Annotated in this window: 16 protein-coding genes and 1 pseudogene; 10 read left to right on the top strand and 7 right to left on the bottom strand. The window is 73.4% G+C overall.

Annotation, left to right across the window (positions count from 1 at the left end):
- From Q4D18_RS03980 to Q4D18_RS03965, 4 genes and pseudogenes are all read right to left on the bottom strand, one after another.
- Positions 1-441: pseudogene (locus tag Q4D18_RS03980) on the bottom strand (cytochrome P450); the annotation flags it as partial.
- Between the two features lie 87 nt (positions 442-528).
- Positions 529-765 (bottom strand): hypothetical protein, encoded by a 237-nt coding sequence (locus Q4D18_RS03975; RefSeq protein WP_303126048.1) that lies wholly within the window; start codon positions 763-765, stop codon positions 529-531.
- Between the two features lie 4 nt (positions 766-769).
- Positions 770-1,207 carry an aspartate 1-decarboxylase gene (panD, locus tag Q4D18_RS03970; protein WP_303126047.1) on the bottom strand — a complete coding sequence of 146 codons (438 nt, stop codon included), beginning with the start codon at positions 1,205-1,207 and terminating at the stop codon, positions 770-772.
- Between the two features lie 249 nt (positions 1,208-1,456).
- Positions 1,457-2,461: an endonuclease domain-containing protein gene (locus tag Q4D18_RS03965; RefSeq protein WP_303126046.1), complete on the bottom strand. Its 1,005-nt coding sequence runs from the start codon at positions 2,459-2,461 to the stop codon at positions 1,457-1,459.
- A 358-nt stretch (positions 2,462-2,819) separates the two neighbouring features.
- On the opposite strand from Q4D18_RS03965, the gene paaZ reads away from it, so the two are divergent.
- Both paaZ and Q4D18_RS03955 read left to right on the top strand, forming a co-directional pair.
- A complete protein-coding gene (paaZ, locus tag Q4D18_RS03960; RefSeq protein ID WP_303126045.1) occupies positions 2,820-4,937 on the top strand; it encodes a phenylacetic acid degradation bifunctional protein PaaZ in 2,118 nt (705 codons plus the stop codon).
- Positions 4,938-5,053: 116 nt separating this feature from the next.
- Positions 5,054-5,995 carry a hypothetical protein gene (locus tag Q4D18_RS03955; protein WP_303126044.1) on the top strand — a complete coding sequence of 314 codons (942 nt, stop codon included), beginning with the start codon at positions 5,054-5,056 and terminating at the stop codon, positions 5,993-5,995.
- A gap of 34 nt (positions 5,996-6,029) precedes the next feature.
- On the opposite strand, the gene Q4D18_RS03950 is transcribed toward Q4D18_RS03955, so the two are convergent.
- The 3 genes from Q4D18_RS03950 to Q4D18_RS03940 all read right to left on the bottom strand — a co-directional run bounded on the left by Q4D18_RS03950 (position 6,030) and on the right by Q4D18_RS03940 (position 8,625).
- The gene (locus Q4D18_RS03950; RefSeq protein WP_303126043.1) at positions 6,030-6,659 is read right to left on the bottom strand and encodes a TetR/AcrR family transcriptional regulator; all 630 of its coding nucleotides are present in this window, start codon (positions 6,657-6,659) and stop codon (positions 6,030-6,032) included.
- A 128-nt stretch (positions 6,660-6,787) separates the two neighbouring features.
- Complete coding sequence (locus Q4D18_RS03945; protein WP_303126042.1) at positions 6,788-8,140, bottom strand: phenylacetate--CoA ligase family protein; 1,353 nt, start codon at positions 8,138-8,140, stop codon at positions 6,788-6,790.
- Between the two features lie 68 nt (positions 8,141-8,208).
- Positions 8,209-8,625: a PaaI family thioesterase gene (locus Q4D18_RS03940; RefSeq protein ID WP_303126041.1), complete on the bottom strand. Its 417-nt coding sequence runs from the start codon at positions 8,623-8,625 to the stop codon at positions 8,209-8,211.
- A gap of 132 nt (positions 8,626-8,757) precedes the next feature.
- On the opposite strand from Q4D18_RS03940, the gene Q4D18_RS03935 reads away from it, so the two are divergent.
- The 8 genes from Q4D18_RS03935 to Q4D18_RS03900 all read left to right on the top strand — a co-directional run bounded on the left by Q4D18_RS03935 (position 8,758) and on the right by Q4D18_RS03900 (position 20,429).
- Positions 8,758-12,345, top strand: a complete 3,588-nt coding sequence (locus tag Q4D18_RS03935) for a TM0106 family RecB-like putative nuclease (protein WP_303126040.1) — start codon at positions 8,758-8,760, stop codon at positions 12,343-12,345.
- A gap of 188 nt (positions 12,346-12,533) precedes the next feature.
- Positions 12,534-13,979, top strand: a complete 1,446-nt coding sequence (locus tag Q4D18_RS03930) for a hypothetical protein (protein ID WP_303126038.1) — start codon at positions 12,534-12,536, stop codon at positions 13,977-13,979.
- Between the two features lie 58 nt (positions 13,980-14,037).
- On the top strand, positions 14,038-15,483 hold the full coding sequence (gene purB, locus Q4D18_RS03925; protein WP_303126036.1) for an adenylosuccinate lyase: 1,446 nt from the start codon (positions 14,038-14,040) through the stop codon (positions 15,481-15,483).
- Positions 15,483-16,319: a trimeric intracellular cation channel family protein gene (locus Q4D18_RS03920; protein ID WP_303126034.1), complete on the top strand. Its 837-nt coding sequence runs from the start codon at positions 15,483-15,485 to the stop codon at positions 16,317-16,319. Before purB ends, Q4D18_RS03920 begins: the two co-directional genes overlap by 1 nt.
- A 52-nt stretch (positions 16,320-16,371) precedes the next feature.
- Positions 16,372-17,289: a trimeric intracellular cation channel family protein gene (locus Q4D18_RS03915; RefSeq protein ID WP_303126033.1), complete on the top strand. Its 918-nt coding sequence runs from the start codon at positions 16,372-16,374 to the stop codon at positions 17,287-17,289.
- Between the two features lie 80 nt (positions 17,290-17,369).
- Entirely contained in the window at positions 17,370-18,482 is a 1,113-nt protein-coding gene (locus tag Q4D18_RS03910) for a trimeric intracellular cation channel family protein (RefSeq protein WP_303126030.1), read from the top strand.
- A gap of 21 nt (positions 18,483-18,503) precedes the next feature.
- Positions 18,504-20,042 carry a DUF1846 domain-containing protein gene (locus Q4D18_RS03905; protein ID WP_303126028.1) on the top strand — a complete coding sequence of 513 codons (1,539 nt, stop codon included), beginning with the start codon at positions 18,504-18,506 and terminating at the stop codon, positions 20,040-20,042.
- A gap of 30 nt (positions 20,043-20,072) precedes the next feature.
- A complete protein-coding gene (locus tag Q4D18_RS03900; RefSeq protein WP_303126024.1) occupies positions 20,073-20,429 on the top strand; it encodes a hypothetical protein in 357 nt (118 codons plus the stop codon).
- Positions 20,430-20,431: the final 2 nt, after the last annotated feature.

Below are 20,431 nucleotides of genomic sequence, written 5' to 3'. Positions count from 1 at the left end.
GAGGTGCCAGGCGGCCATCTGGAGGAACTCGCGGGTGGTGACCATCCCGGCGGCGCCGTACGTCACGCACTCCATGAGGACCTCGAGGTCCGAGCAGCCCTCGTCCAGCAGGTGGGAGACGACGTCGTCGCGGCGGTGGGCGCGACGCGCCCGGATCGCGGGGCGCACGTCGGCGAGGTGGAACCGCAGCAGGTCGAGGGCCCCGGGGAGGGAGGCCGCGAGCGCGGTGATCCGGCGCCAGCCCGTGGACGGCTCGCCGAGGACGGCGTCCGGCTGGTCGAAGAACGCCACGAGGCGCCGGGCCAGGCCCTCCTGGTCCGACTCGGTCAGCCCCACCACCCGCGCCGCCACCCGGGTGGAGAAGTGCAGCGCGAGCTCGGAGAGGTCGTGGATGCGCCCGTCCCGCAGCCGGCCCACGAGCGCGTCCGCCTCCGCCGCCATGTGCTCCCGGTACTCCCGGTCGACCGTGGCCGGGGAGAAGTGGCGGCCGATCGCCGCCCGCTGGGCACGGTGCTCCGACCCGTCCGCCTAGAGCACCGGCCACCGGGTCAGGGGCAGTCCCGCGCGCACCGTCTCCACGCCGAACCCGGCCTGGCGGGTGGCGTCCGCGGAGCGGAGCACCTCCCGGACCAGGCGCTGGGAGCGCACATGCCACACGCCGTCCACGCACTCGACGTCCGGGCGGGAGGGCTCCCCCGCGCGGGCGCTGCGGCGGTCGTCGGCGGCGGGTCCGGGCCCGGGATGCGCGGGGCAGGCGCCGGTCACGGGGTCAGAGCTCCGCCTGCGCGTCCTCCAGGCGGCGGGACCGCGGGGGGCGGGCGACGCCGTCGAGCAGCCCCTCGGCCGGATCCGTGCCCAGCTCCACGATGCGGTTCTCCGCGTCCACGTGGACGACCGTCGGCTTGAAGGTGCGGGCCTCGTCGTCGTCCATCTGGGCGTACGCGATGAGGATGACCACGTCCCCCGGCTGGATCAGGCGGGCGGCGGCGCCGTTGATGCCGAGCACGCCCGAGCCACGCTCTCCGGCGATGGTGTAGGTCTCGAGGCGGGCGCCGTTGGTGACGTCCACGATGCTCACGAGCTCGCCGGGCAGGATGCCGGCGGCGTCGAGGAGGTCCTGGTCCACGGTCACGGACCCCACGTAGTGCAGGTCCGCCTGGGTCACGGTGGCCCGGTGGATCTTGGCGTGGAACATGGTGCGCAGCATGCGGCGGAGGTCTCCAGGTGAGGGGATGGGGGGTGTCCGATCGGACAGGGGTGATCCTACGCCCGGGGGCGCGCCGGGCGGGGCGGATCCTCTGCCGGCTCAACCCCGTCGCCGCTGTCCCCGGCCGTTCCCCCTGCCCCTTCAGCCCTGCCATCCGGATGTTCGGACCGGAATCCGGGCCGCATTCCGGTCCGAACGTCCGGATGGCACCGCCAGTGGCAGCTGGCGCTCCCCACGGCGCCCCAGTGCTCAGATGAGTTCCAGGGCTATCCGCAGCTGCTGAAGGAACGTCCACCACTGCGGCTCGCGGAACACGTCGGCCGTCACCCGGATCACCGTCCACCCCTCGGCGCGCAGGCTCGCGTCACGCTCGCGGTCCTCGCGCCACTGCCGCCGGTCGGTGCGATGCTGGTCGCCGTCGTACTCGACGGCCACCTTGGCCTCTTCCCACACGAGATCGACCCGGAGCGCCTGGCCCGTCGCGAGCCGCACCCGAGGGTTCACCGCCGGCTCCGGCAGCCCCGACGCGATGATCCCGAGCCTCAGGCGGGTCTCCTGCGGCGAGTCGCACCCCTGCCGCACGAGTGCGAGGGCCTCCCGGGCACGCACGACGCCCGGCTCGCCGGCCCGGGCCGCGACACCGCCGTGCAGGGCCTCCATGGTCACGACGCCGGGCCGCCGGTTCCTACGCCGCCTCGGTTCGCGCACATCGAACAGAGCGGAGTCACCAATCACGACGAGCTCCTCCACGCTCGCGCCGAGGGACGCCACGTCCACCCAGGAGTACGCCGTCTCCGTGACCCGCACGCCGTGGAGCACCCGGGTCGGCACGTCCAACCGTCTCCAATGGTGGATGACGTCGGCGCGCCGTGAGTCGACCGGGTGCCAGGAGGGATGCGTCAAGTGGATCTCGAGGTCGGCGTCCCACCGGCCAGGCAGGTCCACCTCCAGCATCCGCAGGGCCGTCGCATGCGAGAACGCCGCGCTGGGATGCAGATCCTGGAGGGCGCGGAGCCTGTCCGTGAGCTCCTCCTCGCGGTCGACCCGGCGCCAGAGCCCGTGCCCTGCGAAGACGAGGTCGGATCTGCGCAGGCGATGCCGTGGGATCCCGGCACGCATCGCGGTGGCCGTCGCGAAGACGGTCGGCTCCCGGAGAGCCTGGTCGAGACCGCATCGCATCGGGGGCAGAGGAGGAGGATGCCGAGCCATGGGTCCGATCCTGACGCACGCGGTGCCGGCGTCGTCGTCGAACACCGGATCTATGGGCAACCACGGCACCCGGCCATGCGCCATCCGGACGTTCGGACCGGAAACGTCACTTCTTTCCGGTCCGAACGTCCGGATGGCGGCCGAGGGAGGGGCACCGGGGCGGTGGCACGGGGCGGAGAGGCGCGTGACGGACAGGGGCGCGCAGGAGGCCGGGCCACGGCACGACGACGACGGCCCGCTCCGCCCCGCCTCTCCCTCTCGCCCCGCCCCTCCCCCACCCCCAGGGCCGGGTTCCCGGTTTCCCGGGCAATAACCGAACGATCGGTCGGTCTCCTCTGCGCGCAGCCCCGCCGCGCGCCGGGTCGCACCGCACCGACGCCCTCGAGTCCCGAAGGAGCACCGCATGACCGCCACCGCGGACAAGACCCAGACCGAGATCCTCCCGAGCTTCGTCGCCGGCTCCTGGTGGGCCCCCGAGGACCCCCGGAGGGTCACCGACGTCCTCGACGCCAACACCGGCCAGCTCATGGCCCGCGTGTCCACGGACGGCATCGACACGGCCGCCGTCATCGAGCACGGCCGCACGGTGGGCCAGAAGAACCTCGGCGAGCTGACCATCCACGAGCGCGCGCTCAAGCTCAAGGAGCTCGCCCTCTACCTGAACTCCCGCATCCAGGAGCTCTACGACCTCTCCTTCGCCACCGGCTCCACGCAGCGCGACCACGCGTTCGACGTCGACGGCGGCGTGGGCACCCTCTTCACCTTCTCCGGCAAGGGCCGCCGCGAGCTGCCGAACGCCAACGTGATCGTGGACGGCAAGGTCGAGCCGCTCTCCCGTGACGGCTCCTTCATCGGCGAGCACATCTACCAGCGCATCCCGGGCGTGGCCGTGCAGATCAACGCCTTCAACTTCCCGGTGTGGGGCATGCTCGAGAAGTTCGCCCCGGCGTTCGTGGCCGGCGTGCCCACCGTGGTCAAGCCCGCCACCCCCACGGGCTACGTCACCGAGGCGTGCGTGCGCATGATGCTCGAGTCCGGCGTGCTGCCCGAGGGCTCCCTCCAGCTCATCTCCGGCTCGGCCCGCGACCTGCTGGACCACCTGGACTACCGCGACCACGTGGCCTTCACCGGCTCCGCCGGCACCGCCGAGACCCTCCGCAAGCACGAGAACGTCCTCAACGGCGGCGTGCGCTTCACCGCGGAGACCGACTCCCTCAACGCCGCCATCCTGGGCCCGGACGCGGACAAGGACTCCCCCGAGTTCGAGGCGTTCGTGAAGGTCGTCTTCCAGGAGATGACCGTCAAGGCGGGCCAGAAGTGCACCGCCATCCGCCGCGTGATCGTGCCGGAGGCCATGGTGGAGGACGTCACCGCGGCCCTCACCGAGCGCCTGTCCGCCAAGGTGGTCCTGGGCGACCCGCGCGTCGAGGGCACCACCATGGGCGCCCTGGCCTCCAAGGAGCAGCAGTCGGAGGTCCGCAAGGCCGTGCAGACGCTCGTGGACGCCGGCGGCGAGGTCCGCCTGGGCGGCCCGGACGCCCCCACCGGCGACGCCGACGCCGAGGCCGGCGCATTCTTCGCCCCCACCGTCCTCTCCTTCGCGGACGCCCGCACCCCCGCGGTGCACTCCGTGGAGGCGTTCGGCCCGGTCACCTCGGTGATCGGCTACACGGACGTGGACGACGCCGTCGCGCTCGCCGCGCTGGGCTCCGGCTCGCTGGTGGCCACGGTCGCCACGAACGACGGCGAGACCGCCCGCGCGTTCGCCGCCGGGATCGGCGCCCACCACGGCCGCGTGCACTTCCTGAACCGCCAGACCGCCAAGACCACCACCGGCCACGGCGCCCCCGTGCCGGTGCTGATCCACGGCGGCCCCGGCCGCGCCGGCGGCGGCGAGGAGCTCGGCGGCGTGCGCGCCGTCAAGCACTACATGCAGCGCACCGCCATCCAGGGCTCCCCGGACCTGCTGACCGCCATCACCGGCGTGTGGCACCAGGGCGCCGCGGCGAACACCGCCACCCGCGAGGACGTGGACGCCGGCCGGGCCAAGCACCCGTTCTACAAGGCCCTGGACGAGCTGCGGATCGGCGACCAGTTCGCCTCCGGCCTGCGCACGGTGAAGCTGGAGGACATCACCCGGTTCGCCGAGGAGACCGGGGACAGGTTCTACGCGCACACGGACGAGGAGGCCGCCATGGCCAACCCGTTCTTCCCGCGTCGCGTGGCCCACGGCTACCTGCTGGTCTCCTGGGCGGCGGGCCTGTTCGTGGCCCCGGACCCGGGCCCGGTGCTGGCCAACTACGGCCTGGACGACCTGCGGTTCATCACGCCCGTCACCTACGACGACGCCATCCGCGTGACCCTCACCGCCAAGCGGATCACCCCGCGCGTGACGGACGAGTACGGCGAGGTCGCGTGGGACTGCCAGCTGCACAACCAGGACGACGAGCTGGTGGCCCAGTACGACGTCCTGACGCTGGTGGCCAAGACCTGGCCGATGCCGGAGCAGCCGGAGGCGTGACCCCGGCCCGTCCGGAGGCCTGACCTCCGCCGACACCACGACGACGGCCCCTCACCTCCGGGTGGGGGCCGACCTCGTCCTTGCCGGGGCCCGCACCTGAGCGCACACTGTGACGCATGACACTGGACCTTGCGCGCACAGGCGCGACCTCCCCCGCCCGTCGAGCCCGCCTGGGCGCCGCCGTCTTCCTGGCCTCCACCGCCGTCCTGACCGGCTGCGGTGCCGGCGAACCCGGCGGCGCCTCCTCCAGCCCCGCGGCGGCCACCACGTCCGCGTCCAGCAACGGGGCCGCGTCGTCGGGCGGCGCCGGGGCGTCCGGCAGCGCGCCGGACTCCGCCCCGTCGTCCTCCTCCGGGGCGCCGGCGCTGCCGGCCGGGGTCGACGCGGACGTGGAGCTGCCGGAGAACGAGAAGGTGCTCGCCCTGAAGGAGCCGATGGCCGAGATCCTCGGGATCCTGGGGGACGTCACCGTGGACACCACGCCCACGGGCGAGTTCTCCATCCTCCGGTCCCAGCAGCAGGAGTACGCCACGGCCACGGACCCCGAGGCGGAGGAGATGCGCGCGGGGGTCCGCCCGCTCGCCGACGACGAGTGCTGGGCCGCGCAGGGTGCCGTCCACGGGCTGCTGGCGGAGTCCGGCGGCACCGAGGTGAGCTACTCCGGTGCCCGCGTGGAGCCGGCGGAGGGCGGAGAGGCGGCGGGGCCGGACGCCTCCGTCCTCATCATCACCCTCCCGGACGAGGCCGCGGCGGAGCAGGTCGAGCAGGCCGAGCGGAACCGGGAGACGTCCTGCGTCGGGAACGCCGACGACGAGGCCGCGCTCGCCACCGAGCGCGTCACCGTGGACGGGGTGGAGTACGACGTCGCCACGACCACCGCGACCGGTGAGGCCACGGGAACGATGCCCGGCACCACCGTCACCACGCGGGACGGGGCGCGGCTGATCGCCGTGACCACCCTTGAGTCCGGCGGCGTGACGGCCGCGCCGGAGCAGGTCCTGGACATGGCCCAGGCCGTCCGTGCGGCCGTGGCCGAGGAGTTCGGCCCGGCGTCCTGACCGGGTCGGCGGGGCACTGACGCCGCAGCGCCCGTCAGCCGCGCAGGCCGCCCATCACGACGCCCGTCACGGCGAGGACCATCTCGTCCACGGTCTTGTGGCCGGGGGCGTCGCCCTCGGGGCGGTACCAGTCGACCACGGAGTTGATCGTGCCCAGCGCGAGGCGGGCGAGGTTGGGGGGGGTGACGTCGTCGCGGACGGAGCCCTCGGCCTGGGCGGCCTCGATCATCTCGCCCAGGCGGCGCGTGATGGCGCGGCGTCGCTCCATGGCGGCCCGCTCCACGTCCGAGTTGCCCCGCAGGCGCAGCAGCAGGGTGACCTCGGGCATCTTCTCCACAAGCACCTCGAGGCCGCCGCGGACGGCGCGCTCCACCCGTTCGCCGGGGGCCACCCCGGACGCCTGGGCGCGGTCCATGGACGCCTCGAGCGCGTCGAGGGCGTCGTCCAGGGCGTGGCCGAGGATCGCCTCCTTGGACTCCACGTGGTGGTAGATCGCGGACTTGGAGATGCCCAGGTGCGCGGCGAGCATGCCCATGGAGGTGGCGTCGTAGCCGTGCCGGTTGAACTGGTCGACGCATTCGGCCAGCAGGGTGGCGCGGTCATAGCCGGGCCGGCCCCGGCGCGCGGGGCGGGCGGTTCGCGAGGCGGCCTCCGTCTGCGTCACGTCGTCCTCACTCCTGGTGGTCTCGCCCGGGCGACGCCGCGGGCCCGCCCCACTGTACGGGGCGGGCCCGGGGGCGGCCGAGTCGGGCGGACGGCGCCGGCCCGGCACGGGCCTTGTCGCGGCCGGGGTCAGCCCTTGTCGCGCAGGTCGTAGATGCGCTTGAGCTTGCCGGAGGACCGGGCGAGCGACTCGGGCTCCACCACGTTGATCGTGCAGGAGGAGCCGATCTTCGTCTTGATCTCCTTCTGCAGGTGCGCGGCGCACCTCTGCGCGTCCTCCATGGTCGCGTCGTCCCGGCGCTCGATGTTCACGGCCATCTGGTCCATGCGGCCCGGGCGCGTGATCTCGAGCGTGAAGTGCGGCGAGAGCGCCGGCTCCTGGAGAGCCAGCTCCTCGATCTGGGACGGGAACAGGTTCACGCCGCGCAGGATGATCATGTCGTCCGAGCGACCGGTGATCCGGCCCATGCGGCGGTGCCCCGGGTGCGAGGTGCCCGGCAGCAGACGGGTGAGGTCGTGCGTGCGGTAGCGGATGATCGGCAGCGCCTGCTTGGTCAGCGAGGTGAACACGAGCTCGCCCGGGTGGCCGGTCTCCTGCACCTCGTCCGTGAGCGGGTCGATGATCTCGGGGCGGAAGTGGTCCTCCCAGATGTGGGAGCCGTCCTTGGTCTCCACGGACTCGCCGGCCACGCCCGGGCCCATGACCTCGGAGAGGCCGTAGATGTCCAGGGCGTCGATGTCGAAGGTCTGCTCGATCTCGCGGCGCATCTCCTCGGTCCACGGCTCGGCGCCGAGGATTGCGGTCTTGAGCGAGGACTTGCGGGGGTCCAGGCCCATCTTCTTGAAGCCGTCCGCGATGGTCAGCAGGTAGGTGGGCGTGGAGAGGATGGCGGTGGGCTCGAAGTCGGTGATCAGCTGCACCTGCTTCTCCGTCTGGCCGCCGGACATCGGGATCACGGCCGCGCCGGCGCGCTCGGCGCCGTAGTGGGCGCCCAGGCCGCCGGTGAACAGGCCGTAGCCGTAGGCGTTGTGCACGCGGTCGCCGGGGCGGATGCCGCCGGCACGGAAGCAGCGGGCGACGAGCGTGGCCCAGGTGTCCAGGTCGTCGTCGGTGTAGCCGACCACGGTGGGCTGGCCGGTGGTGCCGGAGGAGGCGTGGATGCGGCGGAGCTCGGACCCGGTGGCGGCGAAGGCCTTGAACGGGTAGTTCTTCCGCAGGAACTCCTTGTCCGTGTAGGGGAACTTGGCGAGGTCCGCGAGCTCCGTGAAGTCCGAGGGGTGCACGCCGTGCGCGTCGAAGTGCTCCTTGTACGCCGGGACGTTCTCGTAGGCGTGGTGCAGGGACCAGCGCAGGCGCTCGGTCTGCAGCGCCTCGATCTGGTCGCGGCTCATCGTCTCCTCAGGGTCCTGCTTCCCCCGGTCTTCGGGGTTCTTGGGGAGCGGAGCAGGGGAGTAGGGGTTCGGGACGGACGCCTCGAGCATCGGGTTCTCCTTGAGGATGGGACGGGTCGGTGGATCTGGGGGCGGGTCGCCGTCGGGGACGACGCCGGTCAGCGGGCCTTCGCGGCGACGGTGCGGGAGCGGCCGCGGAACGCGGCCACGGGGGCGCCGTCGTCGGTGGTGACGGTGATGTCGTAGACGCCGGAGCGGCCGGCGGAGGCCACGAGGCGGCCCTCGGCGATCAGCGTCTGCCCGGCGCGGGCGCCGGCCACGAAGTTGACGTCCACGCCGGAGGCGACCGTGAGGGTGGTGCCGTCGCCGTGCGGATCGTTGCAGGTCAGGGCGAAGCACACGTCCGCGAACGCGAACACAGCGCCGCCGTGGGCCATGCCGAGGCCGTTGTGCTGGTCCTCGGTCAGGGTCATCCGGATGCGCGCGTGGTCCTTCTCCGCGGCCTCGAGGACGACGCCGAGCCACTGCGCGACGCGGTCGCGCGCGAGCAGGGGGTGGTGCGGTGTCTCGGCCATGGTCCTCCCCGGGGTCGGGCACGCGGGCGCGCGGTGAATTACTGAACGATCATTAGGTAACTCGCTCCGTGTGACCTGCGTCAAGTCAGGGGACCCCCTGTCGTGTCCGCCGTCACGCCTAGGGTGGGCCGCATGGTGAAGCTCCTCGACGGCGACGCGTTCCTCCTCAGCCCCTCCGACATCACCGCGGCCGCCACGTGCACGTACGGCTGGCTGCGGCTGAAGGTGGACCCCGCGCTGGGCCGAGCGAAGCGGATCGCGGCGGAGGACGCCATGCTGCAGCGGGTCTCCGCCCTCGGCGACGCCCATGAGGAGCGGGCGCTCGCGCGGCTCGTGGCGGAGCACGGGGAGGAGCAGGTGGTGCGGCTGGCCCGGCCGGAGCGGTACACCGCGGGGGGCGTGGCCGAGGCCCGCGAGCGCACGGCGCGGGCGCTGGCGGCGCGGCCGACGGTGGTGTTCCAGGCGCTCCTGCACGACGGCGCGTTCGGCGGCCTGGCCGACTTCCTGGTGCTCCGGCGGGACGCCGAGCACCCGGACGGGGCGTACGAGGTGGTGGACACGAAGCTGGCCCGGCACGCGCGCGTGACGGCGCTGCTGCAGATCGCGGCGTACGCGGACCTGCTGGACGGTCTGGGCGTGCCCCGGACGCGGCACGGCAGCCTGTGGCTGGGGGACGGCACCGAGCACCGCGTGGACCTCACGGAGCTCGTGCCGGTCTACCGGCACCAGCGCGCCCGCCTCGAGCGGCTGCTGCGGGCGCACATCGCCTCCGGGGAGCCGGCCCGCTGGGGCGACGACGCCCTGGCCGTGTGCGGGGCGTGCGAGGCGTGCGCGGAGGCGGTGGCGGAGCACCGGGACGTGCTGCTCACGGCCGGGGCCACGCGCCTGCAGCGGACCCGGCTCCGGGAGGCGGGGATCGCCACGATCGAGCAGCTGGCGGTGTCCACGGAGGCCCCCGCGGGCATGCCGGAGCGCTCCTGGCGCGGTCTGCGGGACCAGGCCGCCGCCCAGCTGGCCCCGCGGCGGGCGGACGGCACCCGGCCGTTCGAGATCATGGACGCCACGGCAGTCCGGGGGCTGCCCGCGCCGGACCCCGGGGACGTGTTCTTCGACTTCGAGGGCGACCCCCTGTGGACAGCCCCGTCCGGGGAGATGGAGGGGCTGGAGTACCTGTGGGGCTGGGTGGAGGCCCCGGACGGGGACACCGCGGGCACGGCGTTCGGGGACTTCCGCTTCACGGGCCTGTGGGCGGACACCCGCGGCCAGGAGCGGGCGGCGCTGCAGGAGTTCGTGCGCTTCGTGGAGGCACGGCGGGTGCGGCACCCGGGCATGCGGATCTACCACTACGCCCCCTACGAGGTCACCGCGCTCAAGCGGCTGACCGTGCGCCACGGCGTCGGCGAGCGGGAGCTGGACGACTGGCTGCGCGCCGGCCTGTTCGTGGACCTGTACTCCACCGTGCGGGCGAGCCTGCGGGCGGGCGTGGAGAGCTACTCGATCAAGAAGCTCGAGCCCCTGTACATGGGTGCGGACCACCGCGCGGAGGACGGGGTCACCACCGCGGCGGACTCTGTGGCCGAGTACCACGCGTACGTCGAGGCCGTGGAGTGCGGCGACGCCACGGAGGCGGCCGACCTGCGGGCGGGCATCGAGGAGTACAACCGGTACGACTGCGTCTCCACCGCCCGCCTGCGGGACTGGCTGCGGGCGCAGGTGGACCCGGCCGAGGTCGCGACCGTGCCGGAGGCGCCGGGCGGCGTCGCCGGCGAGGAGGAGCTGACCGACCGCGAGCGCGAGGCCCGGGAGGACGCGGCGCTGGAGCGGGCGCTCCTGGACCTGCTGCCCACCCGGGTGGACCCCGTCACCGGGGCGGAGGTCCCGGTGCCGGACGAGGAGCTCGACGGCGGCGCGCGCGGCCTGGCCCTGCTCGCCGCCGGGCTCGGCTTCTTCCAGCGCGAGGCCAAGCCGATGTGGTGGGCCTTCTTCGACCGGGCGATCTCCCCCGCCGATGAGTGGCAGGACCCTCGGGCCAATGTGGTGTTCGACCGTGTGGACGTGGCGGAGGACTGGCACGTGCCGCCGCGGGGCCGCAGCCTGCAGCGGGTCCTGCGGGTGACCGGCCGCCTCGAGCCCGGCACGCAGCTGACGGTCGGCGCCGACGCGAAGACGGTGTACGAGGACGTGCCCGCCGGGCGGCGGGAGGAGATGCCGCCCAACGCGGTGCGCTGGATCGGCTGCGGCGCCACGGTGGAGGACGTGGAGGACCACCCTAACGGCCGCTCCACCCTGCTGCTGAGGGAGAGGACGGCCAAGGACGCGGAGCACCACCGCGAGCTGCCGATGGCCGCGTTCGCCCACACCCAGGTCCCCACGGGCAGCCTGCTGGACCGGATCCGCGACGCGGCCGAGGCGGCCCGGGCCGCCGGCGCGCTGCCCGCCGAGGGCGTGACCTCCGACGTGCTGGCGCGCCGCTCCCCCGCCGTGGCGGGCCGGACGCTGGAGGCCATCAGCACCGCGGCCCGCGCCGGCACCGACGGCCGCCAGGGGTGGGAGGCCCTCGTGGAGGCACTCGAGTCCGCCGCCGGCTCCTACGTGGCCGTGCAGGGTCCGCCCGGCACCGGCAAGACCCACGTGGGCAGCCACGCCGTGAAGGCGCTCGTGGAGCGCGGGTGGCGCGTGGGCGTCACCGCCCAGTCCCACGCCGTGGTGGAGAACTTCCTGGCCAAGCTCGTCTCGGTGGGCGTGCCCGCCGACCGGGTGCTGAAGGAGGGCAGGAAGGACCAGGACGAGACCGAGGTGCCCTGGACGTCCGTGAGCAAGGCTGCGGGCTACTCCCGTCTCGAGGAGCCCGGGACGGTGCTCGGCGGCACCGCATGGACGTTCGCGAGCCAGAGGACCCCCGAGTTCGACCTGCTGGTGATCGACGAAGCCGGCCAGTTCTCCCTGGCGAACACCCTGGCCGCGGCGGCCATGGCGGACACGGTGCTGCTGCTGGGCGATCCGCAGCAGCTGCCGCAGGTCACTCAGGGCACGCATCCGCAGCCGATCGGGGACGCGGCCCTGGGCTGGCTGATCGAGGACGCGCCCGTGCTGCGCCCGGACCGCGGCTTCTTCCTGGACACGTCCTGGCGCATGCACTCCGCGCTCACGCGAGCCGTGTCCGACCTCTCCTATGCGGGACAGCTGCGCTCGAAGGAGGACGTCACGGACGCCCGCCTGCTCGCGGGGATCGAGCCCGGGCTGCACCCGGTGCCGGTGGACCACTCCGGCAATGCGGTGTCCTCGCCGGAGGAGGCGGCGAGGGTCGTGGAGCTGGTGCGGGACGTCGTCGGGCGGAGCTGGACGGACCCCCAGGACGGGGACAGTCCGCGTGCCCTCACCCCTGAGGACGTGATCGTGGTGGCGCCCTACAACGCGCAGGTCGCCACGGTCCGGGCGGCGCTCGACGACGCCGGCTTCACCGACACCACCGTGGGCACCGTGGACAGGTTCCAGGGCCGGGAGGCGCCCGTCGCGATCCTGACCATGGCGGCCTCCTCCCCGCAGGAGGTGCCGCGGGGCCTGGACTTCCTGCTCGACCGCAACCGGCTCAACGTGTCCGTCTCCCGCGGCAAGTGGGCCTGCTACCTGGTGCACTCACCCGCGCTGGCGGACGCCCTGCCCACGAACCCGGCGGACCTGCCCATGATCGGGGCGTTCCTGCGGCTGGTGGCCCGGTGAGGCCCGGTCGGTGGGCCCGCCGGGCCCCTCGTGCCCCCGGCGGCCGACGCCTCGGCGTCGCGGTGGCCGCTGCCTGCCTCCTGCTGTCCGCGGGGTGCGCAGCCGCGACCCCTCACCCGTCCACGGTGCAGCCGCCGACCACCGCACCTCCCCCGCCGTCACGGAACCCGGCCTCGAGCGTCCACGAGGTGGGGGCTGACGACGTCGTCCAGGCCCTGGAGGCGACGTCGCGCTCCGAGGGTCTGCGCGGGGAGGTTCGCGAGCTCCACGCGGTGGCAGAGTACTGGCGCCGCCACGCGGAGGCCGACGGGTTCTCCGCGGACCGCCTGACCTGCCGCTCACTCCTCGACCACGCCGCGCAGATCATCGAGGAGGACGGACGGGCGGTGGTCCACACGCCGACGTCGCCCGAGCGGGGCATGCAGGCGCCCTCCCTGGCGTACTCCGGGCTGGGCGAGATGACCGTCTACGTGCTCGCCGACACCGCAGCCCGGCAGCGCCTCGAGACCGCCCTGATCGGCATGGGGCAGTCCTGCTCGACCCCGGCCGGTCTGCCGCGGCTGGAGACCGTCGGGTGGGCGGGAGAGCGCGTCCACGTGGACACGACGCAGCCCGACCCCCCGACGTCGCTGACCCTCACCATCCACTCCGCCGACGCGAACATCCTGGTGGTCCACGAGTCCTCCCTGCGTCCCGGCTCGGGCAAGATCACGCCGGCGGAGGACGAGGTGATCACGCTGGCCGCGTTCGCCGAGCACGTCCGCGGACAGAGTGCGGCGGTGCTCGACCACCTCGTGCCTCCCGACGAGCGGGCCCGCGGCGTCCTCGACCGAACGCCCACCCTGGAGGAGGCGGCGGCGGCCGCCCGTGCCGCCGGCTTCCACGCCGTCAGACGTGTCGACGACGGCGGCCCGCTGGTCTCGATGGACCAGGCCACGGTGGACGCGATCGTGCGCGAGCACGCCACGGGATTCGAGACCGTGGAGACGGACGCGGCGGCCCGGCTCGCGGAGATCCCCCGCTCCGAGGCGGAGCGGCTCCCTGACGGGGCCTCCCCTCAATGCCGCGCCCATCTGGACCAGCGGCTCGCCGAGGCCGATGCGCACGGCACGGTGGCCGCCCTCGCGCGACGTCCTGAGCCGGAGGGGATGCCGGAGGCGCCCGCGGAGACGGTGGCCCTGATCGTGGCCCCGGACATGGAGTCCGCGGCGGCCTGGGAGGGTCTGCTGCTGAACGAGATCGCCAACCGGTGCGGAGACCTGCGCAACGGTGGCTCCGGGGACGCCACCTCGCTCGGGGGCCACCCCGCCCAGGAGGCCCGCCAGTACCGTCTGGACGGCGACGTGCGCCTCGTGGTCGCCCGGCGCGGCACTCTCCTGGCCTACGGGGTGGCCATCCTGCCCGATCCCGAACCGGGGTCCCCTCCTGGGGCTGGCGAGAGCCCGGCCGACGTCCTCGATCCGCTGCGTGCCGTGATGGACGCCGCCGTACGGGAGGCAGGGGTGAGACCAGACCCGACCACCGACGAGCGGGGCACGGCGGGACCGGCTCCGGTGACCGTGGGGCAGAACCCGACTCTCGAGGAGGAGGCGGCGATCCGGCGAGCCGAGGAGCACATCGCCGAGATGTACTGACGCGATGCGGCCGGACACCCGCCCCCGCACGGCTGCACCCGGTGCCAGAATGGGGGCCATGACCTCGCAGCCCTCCGCCACGCCCGCCTCCACCGCCGACCGTCAGCCCCTGGGCGCGGCCGGGATCGCCCTCGGCCCGCTGGACGGACGCTACCGCTCCGCCGTGGAGCCGCTCGTGGACCACCTCTCCGAGGCGGCTCTGAACCGCAACCGCATCCACGTGGAGGTGGAGTGGTTCGTGCACCTCGCCGAGGGCCGCGTCCTGCCGGGCCTGAAGCCGCTGACGGAGGAGCAGAAGGCCGGGCTGCGCACGATCGTCACGGACTTCGACGCGGACTCCGTGGCCGAGCTCGCCGAGACCGAGCGCGTCACGGTGCACGACGTCAAGGCGGTCGAGTACTTCATCGCCGCCCGCCTCGAGGGCCTCGGCCTGGGCCACCTGAAGCCGCTGGTGCACTTCGCGTGCACCTCCGAGGACATCAACAACCTGGCGTACGCGGTGGGCGTGCGCGACGCCGTCGAGCAGGTCTGGCTGCCCGCCGCCCACGACGCGGTGGACACGATCTCCGCGATGGCCGCCACCGCCGCGGACGTGCCGATGCTCTCCCGCACCCACGGCCAGCCCGCCACGCCCACCACCCTGGGCAAGGAGATGGCGGTGTTCGTGCACCGCCTGGGCCGCCAGCTGGACCGCATCGCCGGCCAGGAGTACCTCGGCAAGATCAACGGCGCCACCGGCACCTACGCCGCGCACCTGGCCGCCGCCCCGGACGCCGACTGGCCGGAGGTCTCCCGCACGTTCGTGGAGCACCTGGGCCTGACGTGGAACCCGCTGACCACGCAGATCGAGTCCCACGACTGGCAGGCCGAGCTGTACGCGGACGTCGCCCGGTTCAACCGGATCCTGCACGGCTTCTGCGTGGACGTGTGGTCCTACATCTCGATCGGCTACTTCGCGCAGATCCCGGTGGCCGGCGCCACGGGCTCCTCGACCATGCCCCACAAGGTCAACCCCATCCGCTTCGAGAACGCCGAGGCCAACCTCGAGCTCTCCTGCGCCCTGCTGGACTCCCTCGGCGCCACGCTGATCGAGTCCCGCTGGCAGCGCGACCTCACCGACTCCACCTCGCAGCGCAACATCGGCGTGGCCCTGGGCCACTCGGTGCTCGCCCTGACCAACGTCGCCAAGGGCATGGGCCAGCTGCAGGTGGCCGAGCCGGTGCTCGCCGACGACCTGGACCACAACTGGGAGGTGCTCGGCGAGGCGATCCAGACGGTGATGCGCGCCGAGGCGATCGCCGGTGTGCCGGGCATGGACAACCCCTACGAGCGCCTCAAGGAGCTCACCCGCGGCCAGCGCGTGGACGCCGCGCGCATGCGCGAGTTCGTGCAGGGCCTGGGCCTGTCCGACGACGCCGAGGCGCGCCTGCTCGCCCTCACCCCCGCCGGCTACACGGGCATCGCCGCCCGCCTGGCCGCGGAGTTCGGGCCCCGGTCCCGCTGATGCTCCTGGCGGCCCTGGCGCTGCCCCTGCTCCTGGCGGCGGGCTCGGCCTCCCCCACCCCGCTCACCCCGCACCAGCTGGAGGAGGACCTGCCCGGCCCGCTGCGGCTGGGCTGGGACGGCACGGCGGTGTGGGAGCAGGCGCTGACGGTCCTGGACCTGATCGGCGTGTTCGCGTTCGCGGTGTCCGGGGCGCTGCTGGCCGCCCGGAAGCACTACGACATCGTGGGGTCCCTGGTGCTCGGGGCGCTCGTGGGGCTCGGCGGCGGGCTGACCCGCGACCTGATCCTGGACCGGAACCCGCCGGCCGCGTTCAGCGACCCCTGGTACCTGGGGATGGTGGTGCTGGCGGCGGCGCTGGTGTGGCTGAACGTCGTCGACAACAGCCGCGGCTCCCGCGCCGTCCAGGTGTTCGACGCCGTGGGCCTGGCCGTGTTCTGCGTGCTGGGCACGCGGATCGCCCTGCTGGCCGGGTTCGACGTGGTGCCGGCCGCCCTGCTCGGGGCCCTGTCCGCGGTGGGCGGCGGCCTGCTCCGGGACGTGGCGGCCGGGGAGCCGCCGGCGATCTTCGGGCGGGAGGGCTGGTACGCCACCCCGGCCTTCCTGGGGGCGCTCACCGCGGCCCTGCTGGGGAGCGTGGGCTGGCTCAACGTGGTGACCGCCACCGCGGTGATGGGCGTCGTCCTCCTCACGCGCCTGGTGGCGCTGCGGCACGACTGGCAGGTGGCCGGGTCCGTCCGGGCGAGCCACCGGCGTCGCCTGCAGGCGCTCAAGGACAAGGGCGACCAGGCCCGCTCCGCGGAGGCGGAGGGCGACGGGGACCCCGGCCGCGCATGACCCCGGCGACACTCCTCTGACCGGTGCTGACCTGCGCCGATAGACTCCGCGGGTGCATCCCCCCACCCTTCCCCTGTGGCTGCTGACCGCCACGCCGCGCTCCGAGGAGGAGCTCGGTCACGACGTCCCGGAGCAGCTCGACGCCGACAGCCCGGTGGCGGAGACCGTCACCGCCCTCATCACCGCCGTGGACCTGGTGGGCGTGTTCTTCTTCGCCGCGTCCGGCGCGATCCTGGCCGTCCGCAAGGGCTACGACATCGTGGGCTCGCTGATGCTGGCTCTCATGGTGGGCACCGGCGGCGGCGTGATCCGCGACCTGATCGTCAACCAGGACGTGCCCGCGGCGTTCCAGAACCCGTGGTACCTGATCCTGCCGGCGGTGGCCTCCCTGGCGGTGTTCCTCAAGGTGCTCGACGGCGACCGCGGCCAGCACGCCGTGATGCTCTTCGACGCGATCGGCCTGGCCGTGTACTGCGTGATCGGCACGCGGATCGCCCTGCTCGGCGGGCTCTCACCGGTGTCCGCGGTCGTGCTCGGCCTCCTCACGGCCGTGGGCGGCGGCATCCTGCGCGACGTGGTGGCGGGCGAGCCGCCGGGCGTGTTCGGCGGGCGCGGCTGGTACGCGCTGCCGGCCCTGCTGGGCGCCGCGCTGACGGCGGTCCTGGGCACGCTGGAGTGGCTGAACATCTACACCTCCGTGGCCGTGATGATCGCGGTGCTGGCCGTGCGCGTGGTGTCCCTGCGCGGGCAGTGGCTGGCCCCGGGCGCCGAGTACACCGGGGAGACCCAGCGCCAGCGCCTGGACCCGGACGACGCCCCGCCCGTGCCGGACGCCCGGGACCGCGACGGCGAGGACGGCCCGCCCGCGGAGCCGGGCGAGCCGGAGGACCCCTCCGACCTGGCCGACCCGGACACGGCCGCGGACCGGATCGTGGACGCGGGCGGTCACAGGGACGCCTCCCCCGCCTGACCCCCTGGCATGATGACGCGGGCCCGACGCCGACCACGGCGCCCGGGCCCGCCCCGTGCCTCGACCCGAAAGGAGCCGCCGTGGACCCGCAGCAGCTGTTCGCCGAGCTCGCCGACGTCCCGTGGCTGCTGACCACCCTGGACCTGGTGGGCGTGTTCTTCTTCGCCGTCTCCGGGGCCCTGCTGGCCGCCCGCAAGGACTTCGACCTGGTGGGCTCCATGGCGCTGGCCCTGTTCGCGGGCCTGGGCGGCGGCTTCACCCGGGACATCGTCCTGGACCGGGGCCTGCCGGCGTCGCTGGAGAACCCGATCTACCTGGCCCCGCCGGTGCTGGTGTCCCTGCTGGTGTACGTGGGCGCGATCCGCCCGAACCGGCTGAACCTGACCATCACGGCCTTCGACGCGGCCGGGCTGGCCCTGTTCACCGTGTCCGGCGTGATGATCGCGCACGAGATGGGCGTGCACCCGGTGTCCGTGGTGGTGGTGGCCACCGTCGCGGCGCTGGGCGGCGGCGTGCTGCGGGACATCGTGGCCAACGAGGTGCCGTCCATCTTCGACCCGCGCGGCGTGTACGTGATGCCCGCCCTGGTGGGGGCGGCGGTGGCGGAGGCGGCCGCCCAGCAGGGAGCGCTGAACGCGTTCACGGGCTTCCTGATCGCCCTGCTGATCTTCACGGTGCGCATGCTGGCGTACCGCTACCAGTGGCGGCTGCCCGGCGCGCACGTCACCCAGGACAAGGACCAGCTGGACCGCCTGCGTCGTCTGGCGGAGCAGGCGCAGGCGGCCGCGGCCCGACGCGCGGCGCGCGCCCGGGAGCGGGCAGTGCGCTCGGCCGCGGGCCCCGGCGGCATGGCCGTGGACGCGGCCACGGCCGTCGCGGACCGGGCCGCCTCGCATCCCCCGGCGCCGGCCGGCTACCACTACGACGCCGTCGAGGACGCCTACACCCGGGACGAGGAGGACGTCTTCGGCCCCGCCGAGGAGTACGAGGACCAGGTCCGGGTGGAGGACTGGGACCCGGACACGCAGTCCATCACGGTGGTGGACGAGGCCACGCACCAGTCCGTCCGGTACCACCCGGAGACCGGCGTCATGGACGTCACGGACCTGCGCACCGGCCGCACCCGCTCCTACGACGACCCGGAGGACGACTGGGTGGCGGACACCGGGTCGGACGGCGACGCCCGGCGCTGAGACCCACTAGGCTGGAGGTCCATGACCGGCACCGCTGACAGCGTCCCCACCATGGCCCCCTCCCCCGCCCGGCACCCGATCGGGTTCGACCGGGAGAAGTACATCGAGCTCCAGTCCCAGCACATCCAGGAGCGGCGCCGCGAGATCGGCGGGAAGCTCTACCTGGAGATGGGCGGCAAGCTCTTCGACGACCTCCACGCCTCGCGGATCCTCCCGGGCTTCACCCCGGACAACAAGATCGCGATGCTCGAGCGCATCAAGGACGAGACCGAGATCCTGGTGTGCTTCAACGCCAAGGACCTGGAGCGGAACAAGGTCCGCGCGGACCTGGGCATCACGTACGAGGACGACGTGCTGCGCCTCGTGGACGTGTTCCGGGAGCGCGGGTTCCTGGTGGAGCACGTAGTGGTCACGCAGCTGGAGGACGCCAACCACCGCGCGCTGGCGTTCCTGGAGAAGCTGGAGCGGCTGGGCCTGAAGGTGGCCCGCCACCGCGTGATCCCCGGCTACCCGCACGCCACGGCGCGGATCGTCTCGGAGCAGGGCTTCGGCCGGAACGAGTGGTCCGAGACCACGCGGGACCTCGTCGTCGTGACGGCCCCGGGCCCGGGCTCGGGCAAGCTGGCCACCTGCCTGAGCCAGGTGTACCACGACCACCAGCGGGGCATCCCGTCCTCCTACGCGAAGTTCGAGACGTTCCCCATCTGGAACCTGCCGCTGGAGCACCCGGTGAACGTGGCCTACGAGGCGGCCACGGCGGACCTGGACGACATCAACCTGATCGACCCGTTCCACCTGACCGCGCACGGGGAGCAGGTGACCAGCTACAACCGGGACGTCGAGGTGTTCCCGCTGCTGTCCGCGCTGCTGGAGAAGCTCACCGGGGAGTCGCCCTACAAGTCGCCCACGGAGATGGGCGTGAACATGGCGGGCGCGGCGATCGTGGACGACGAGGTGTGCCGCGACGCCTCCCGCCAGGAGGTCATCCGCCGGTGGTACAAGGCCGCCGTGGAGGAGGCCGTCAACGGCGAGAGCGACGAGGTCTCCGAGCGGATCGCGCTGATCATGTCCCGCCTGGGCCTGAGCTCCGAGGACCGCCCCGTGGTGGGCGCCGCGCAGCTGGTGGCCGAGCGCACCGGCGAGCCCGGCGCGGCCGTGCAGCTGGCGGACGGCACCCTGGTGACCGGCAAGACGTCGGCGCTGCTGGGCTGCTCCGCGGCCATGCTGCTCAACGCCCTCAAGGTGCTGGCCGGCCTGCCCGACGACGTGCACCTGCTCTCCCCCGAGTCAATCGAGCCGATCCAGACCCTCAAGACCGTGCACCTGGGCTCGCAGAACCCGCGCCTGCACACGGACGAGGTGCTGATCGCCCTGTCCGTGTCCGCCGCGACGGACCCGAACGCGCGGGCCGCGGTGGAGCAGCTGGCGAACCTGGCCGGCTGCAACGTGCACACGACGACGATCCTCGGCTCCGTGGACGAGGGCATCTTCCGCAGCCTGGGGATGCTCGTGACGAGTGAGCCGGCGTTCCAGAAGAAGGCGCTGTACCGGAAGCGCTGAGGCGAGGGCGGTCGACGCTACGCTGCGCTCATGACGCGACGCATCACGTGGACCTGGGAGGAGACCGTCCTCGCCGGCTGGGCTGCGGCCCGCCATGACTGGCGCGGGGTGAACGAGCGGACCCCCGTGGTCAGGGAACTTTCTCTACTGCTTCAGGCCCTTCCGATCCACCCCGTCACGGAACGCCCGGACAACTTCCGTTCCCCCGGCAGCGTGGGCCGCAAGATCAACAGCCTCCGTGCGGCACGGCCGGACTACGAGGGGAAAGGTTTGCGGGTGATCGGCATGGAAGCCGATGTGGTGAACGGCTTCCTCCGAAACGAAGCGGCAATGATGCAAGAGGCCTCCGAGATCCTGGCGAAGTACAACCAACCGGGCGCGAACTGACC

It is taken from the genome of Micrococcus sp. (assembly GCF_030523875.1).
GTDB lineage: Bacteria > Actinomycetota > Actinomycetes > Actinomycetales > Micrococcaceae > Micrococcus.
The sequence above is the reverse complement of the archived record's forward strand: the minus strand, read 5'-3'. Positions and strand labels throughout refer to the sequence as shown.

Coding starts and splice junctions, on each gene's coding strand:
- Q4D18_RS03905 (WP_303126028.1), top strand. CDS start 18,504: ATGACCGGCACCGCTGACAGCGTCCCCACCATGGCCCCCTCCCCCGCC.
- purB (WP_303126036.1), top strand. CDS start 14,038: ATGACCTCGCAGCCCTCCGCCACGCCCGCCTCCACCGCCGACCGTCAG.
- Q4D18_RS03940 (WP_303126041.1), bottom strand. CDS start 8,625: ATGGCCGAGACACCGCACCACCCCCTGCTCGCGCGCGACCGCGTCGCG.
- Q4D18_RS03945 (WP_303126042.1), bottom strand. CDS start 8,140: ATGCTCGAGGCGTCCGTCCCGAACCCCTACTCCCCTGCTCCGCTCCCC.
- Q4D18_RS03935 (WP_303126040.1), top strand. CDS start 8,758: ATGGTGAAGCTCCTCGACGGCGACGCGTTCCTCCTCAGCCCCTCCGAC.
- Q4D18_RS03955 (WP_303126044.1), top strand. CDS start 5,054: ATGACACTGGACCTTGCGCGCACAGGCGCGACCTCCCCCGCCCGTCGA.
- panD (WP_303126047.1), bottom strand. CDS start 1,207: ATGCTGCGCACCATGTTCCACGCCAAGATCCACCGGGCCACCGTGACC.
- Q4D18_RS03900 (WP_303126024.1), top strand. CDS start 20,073: ATGACGCGACGCATCACGTGGACCTGGGAGGAGACCGTCCTCGCCGGC.
- paaZ (WP_303126045.1), top strand. CDS start 2,820: ATGACCGCCACCGCGGACAAGACCCAGACCGAGATCCTCCCGAGCTTC.
- Q4D18_RS03920 (WP_303126034.1), top strand. CDS start 15,483: ATGCTCCTGGCGGCCCTGGCGCTGCCCCTGCTCCTGGCGGCGGGCTCG.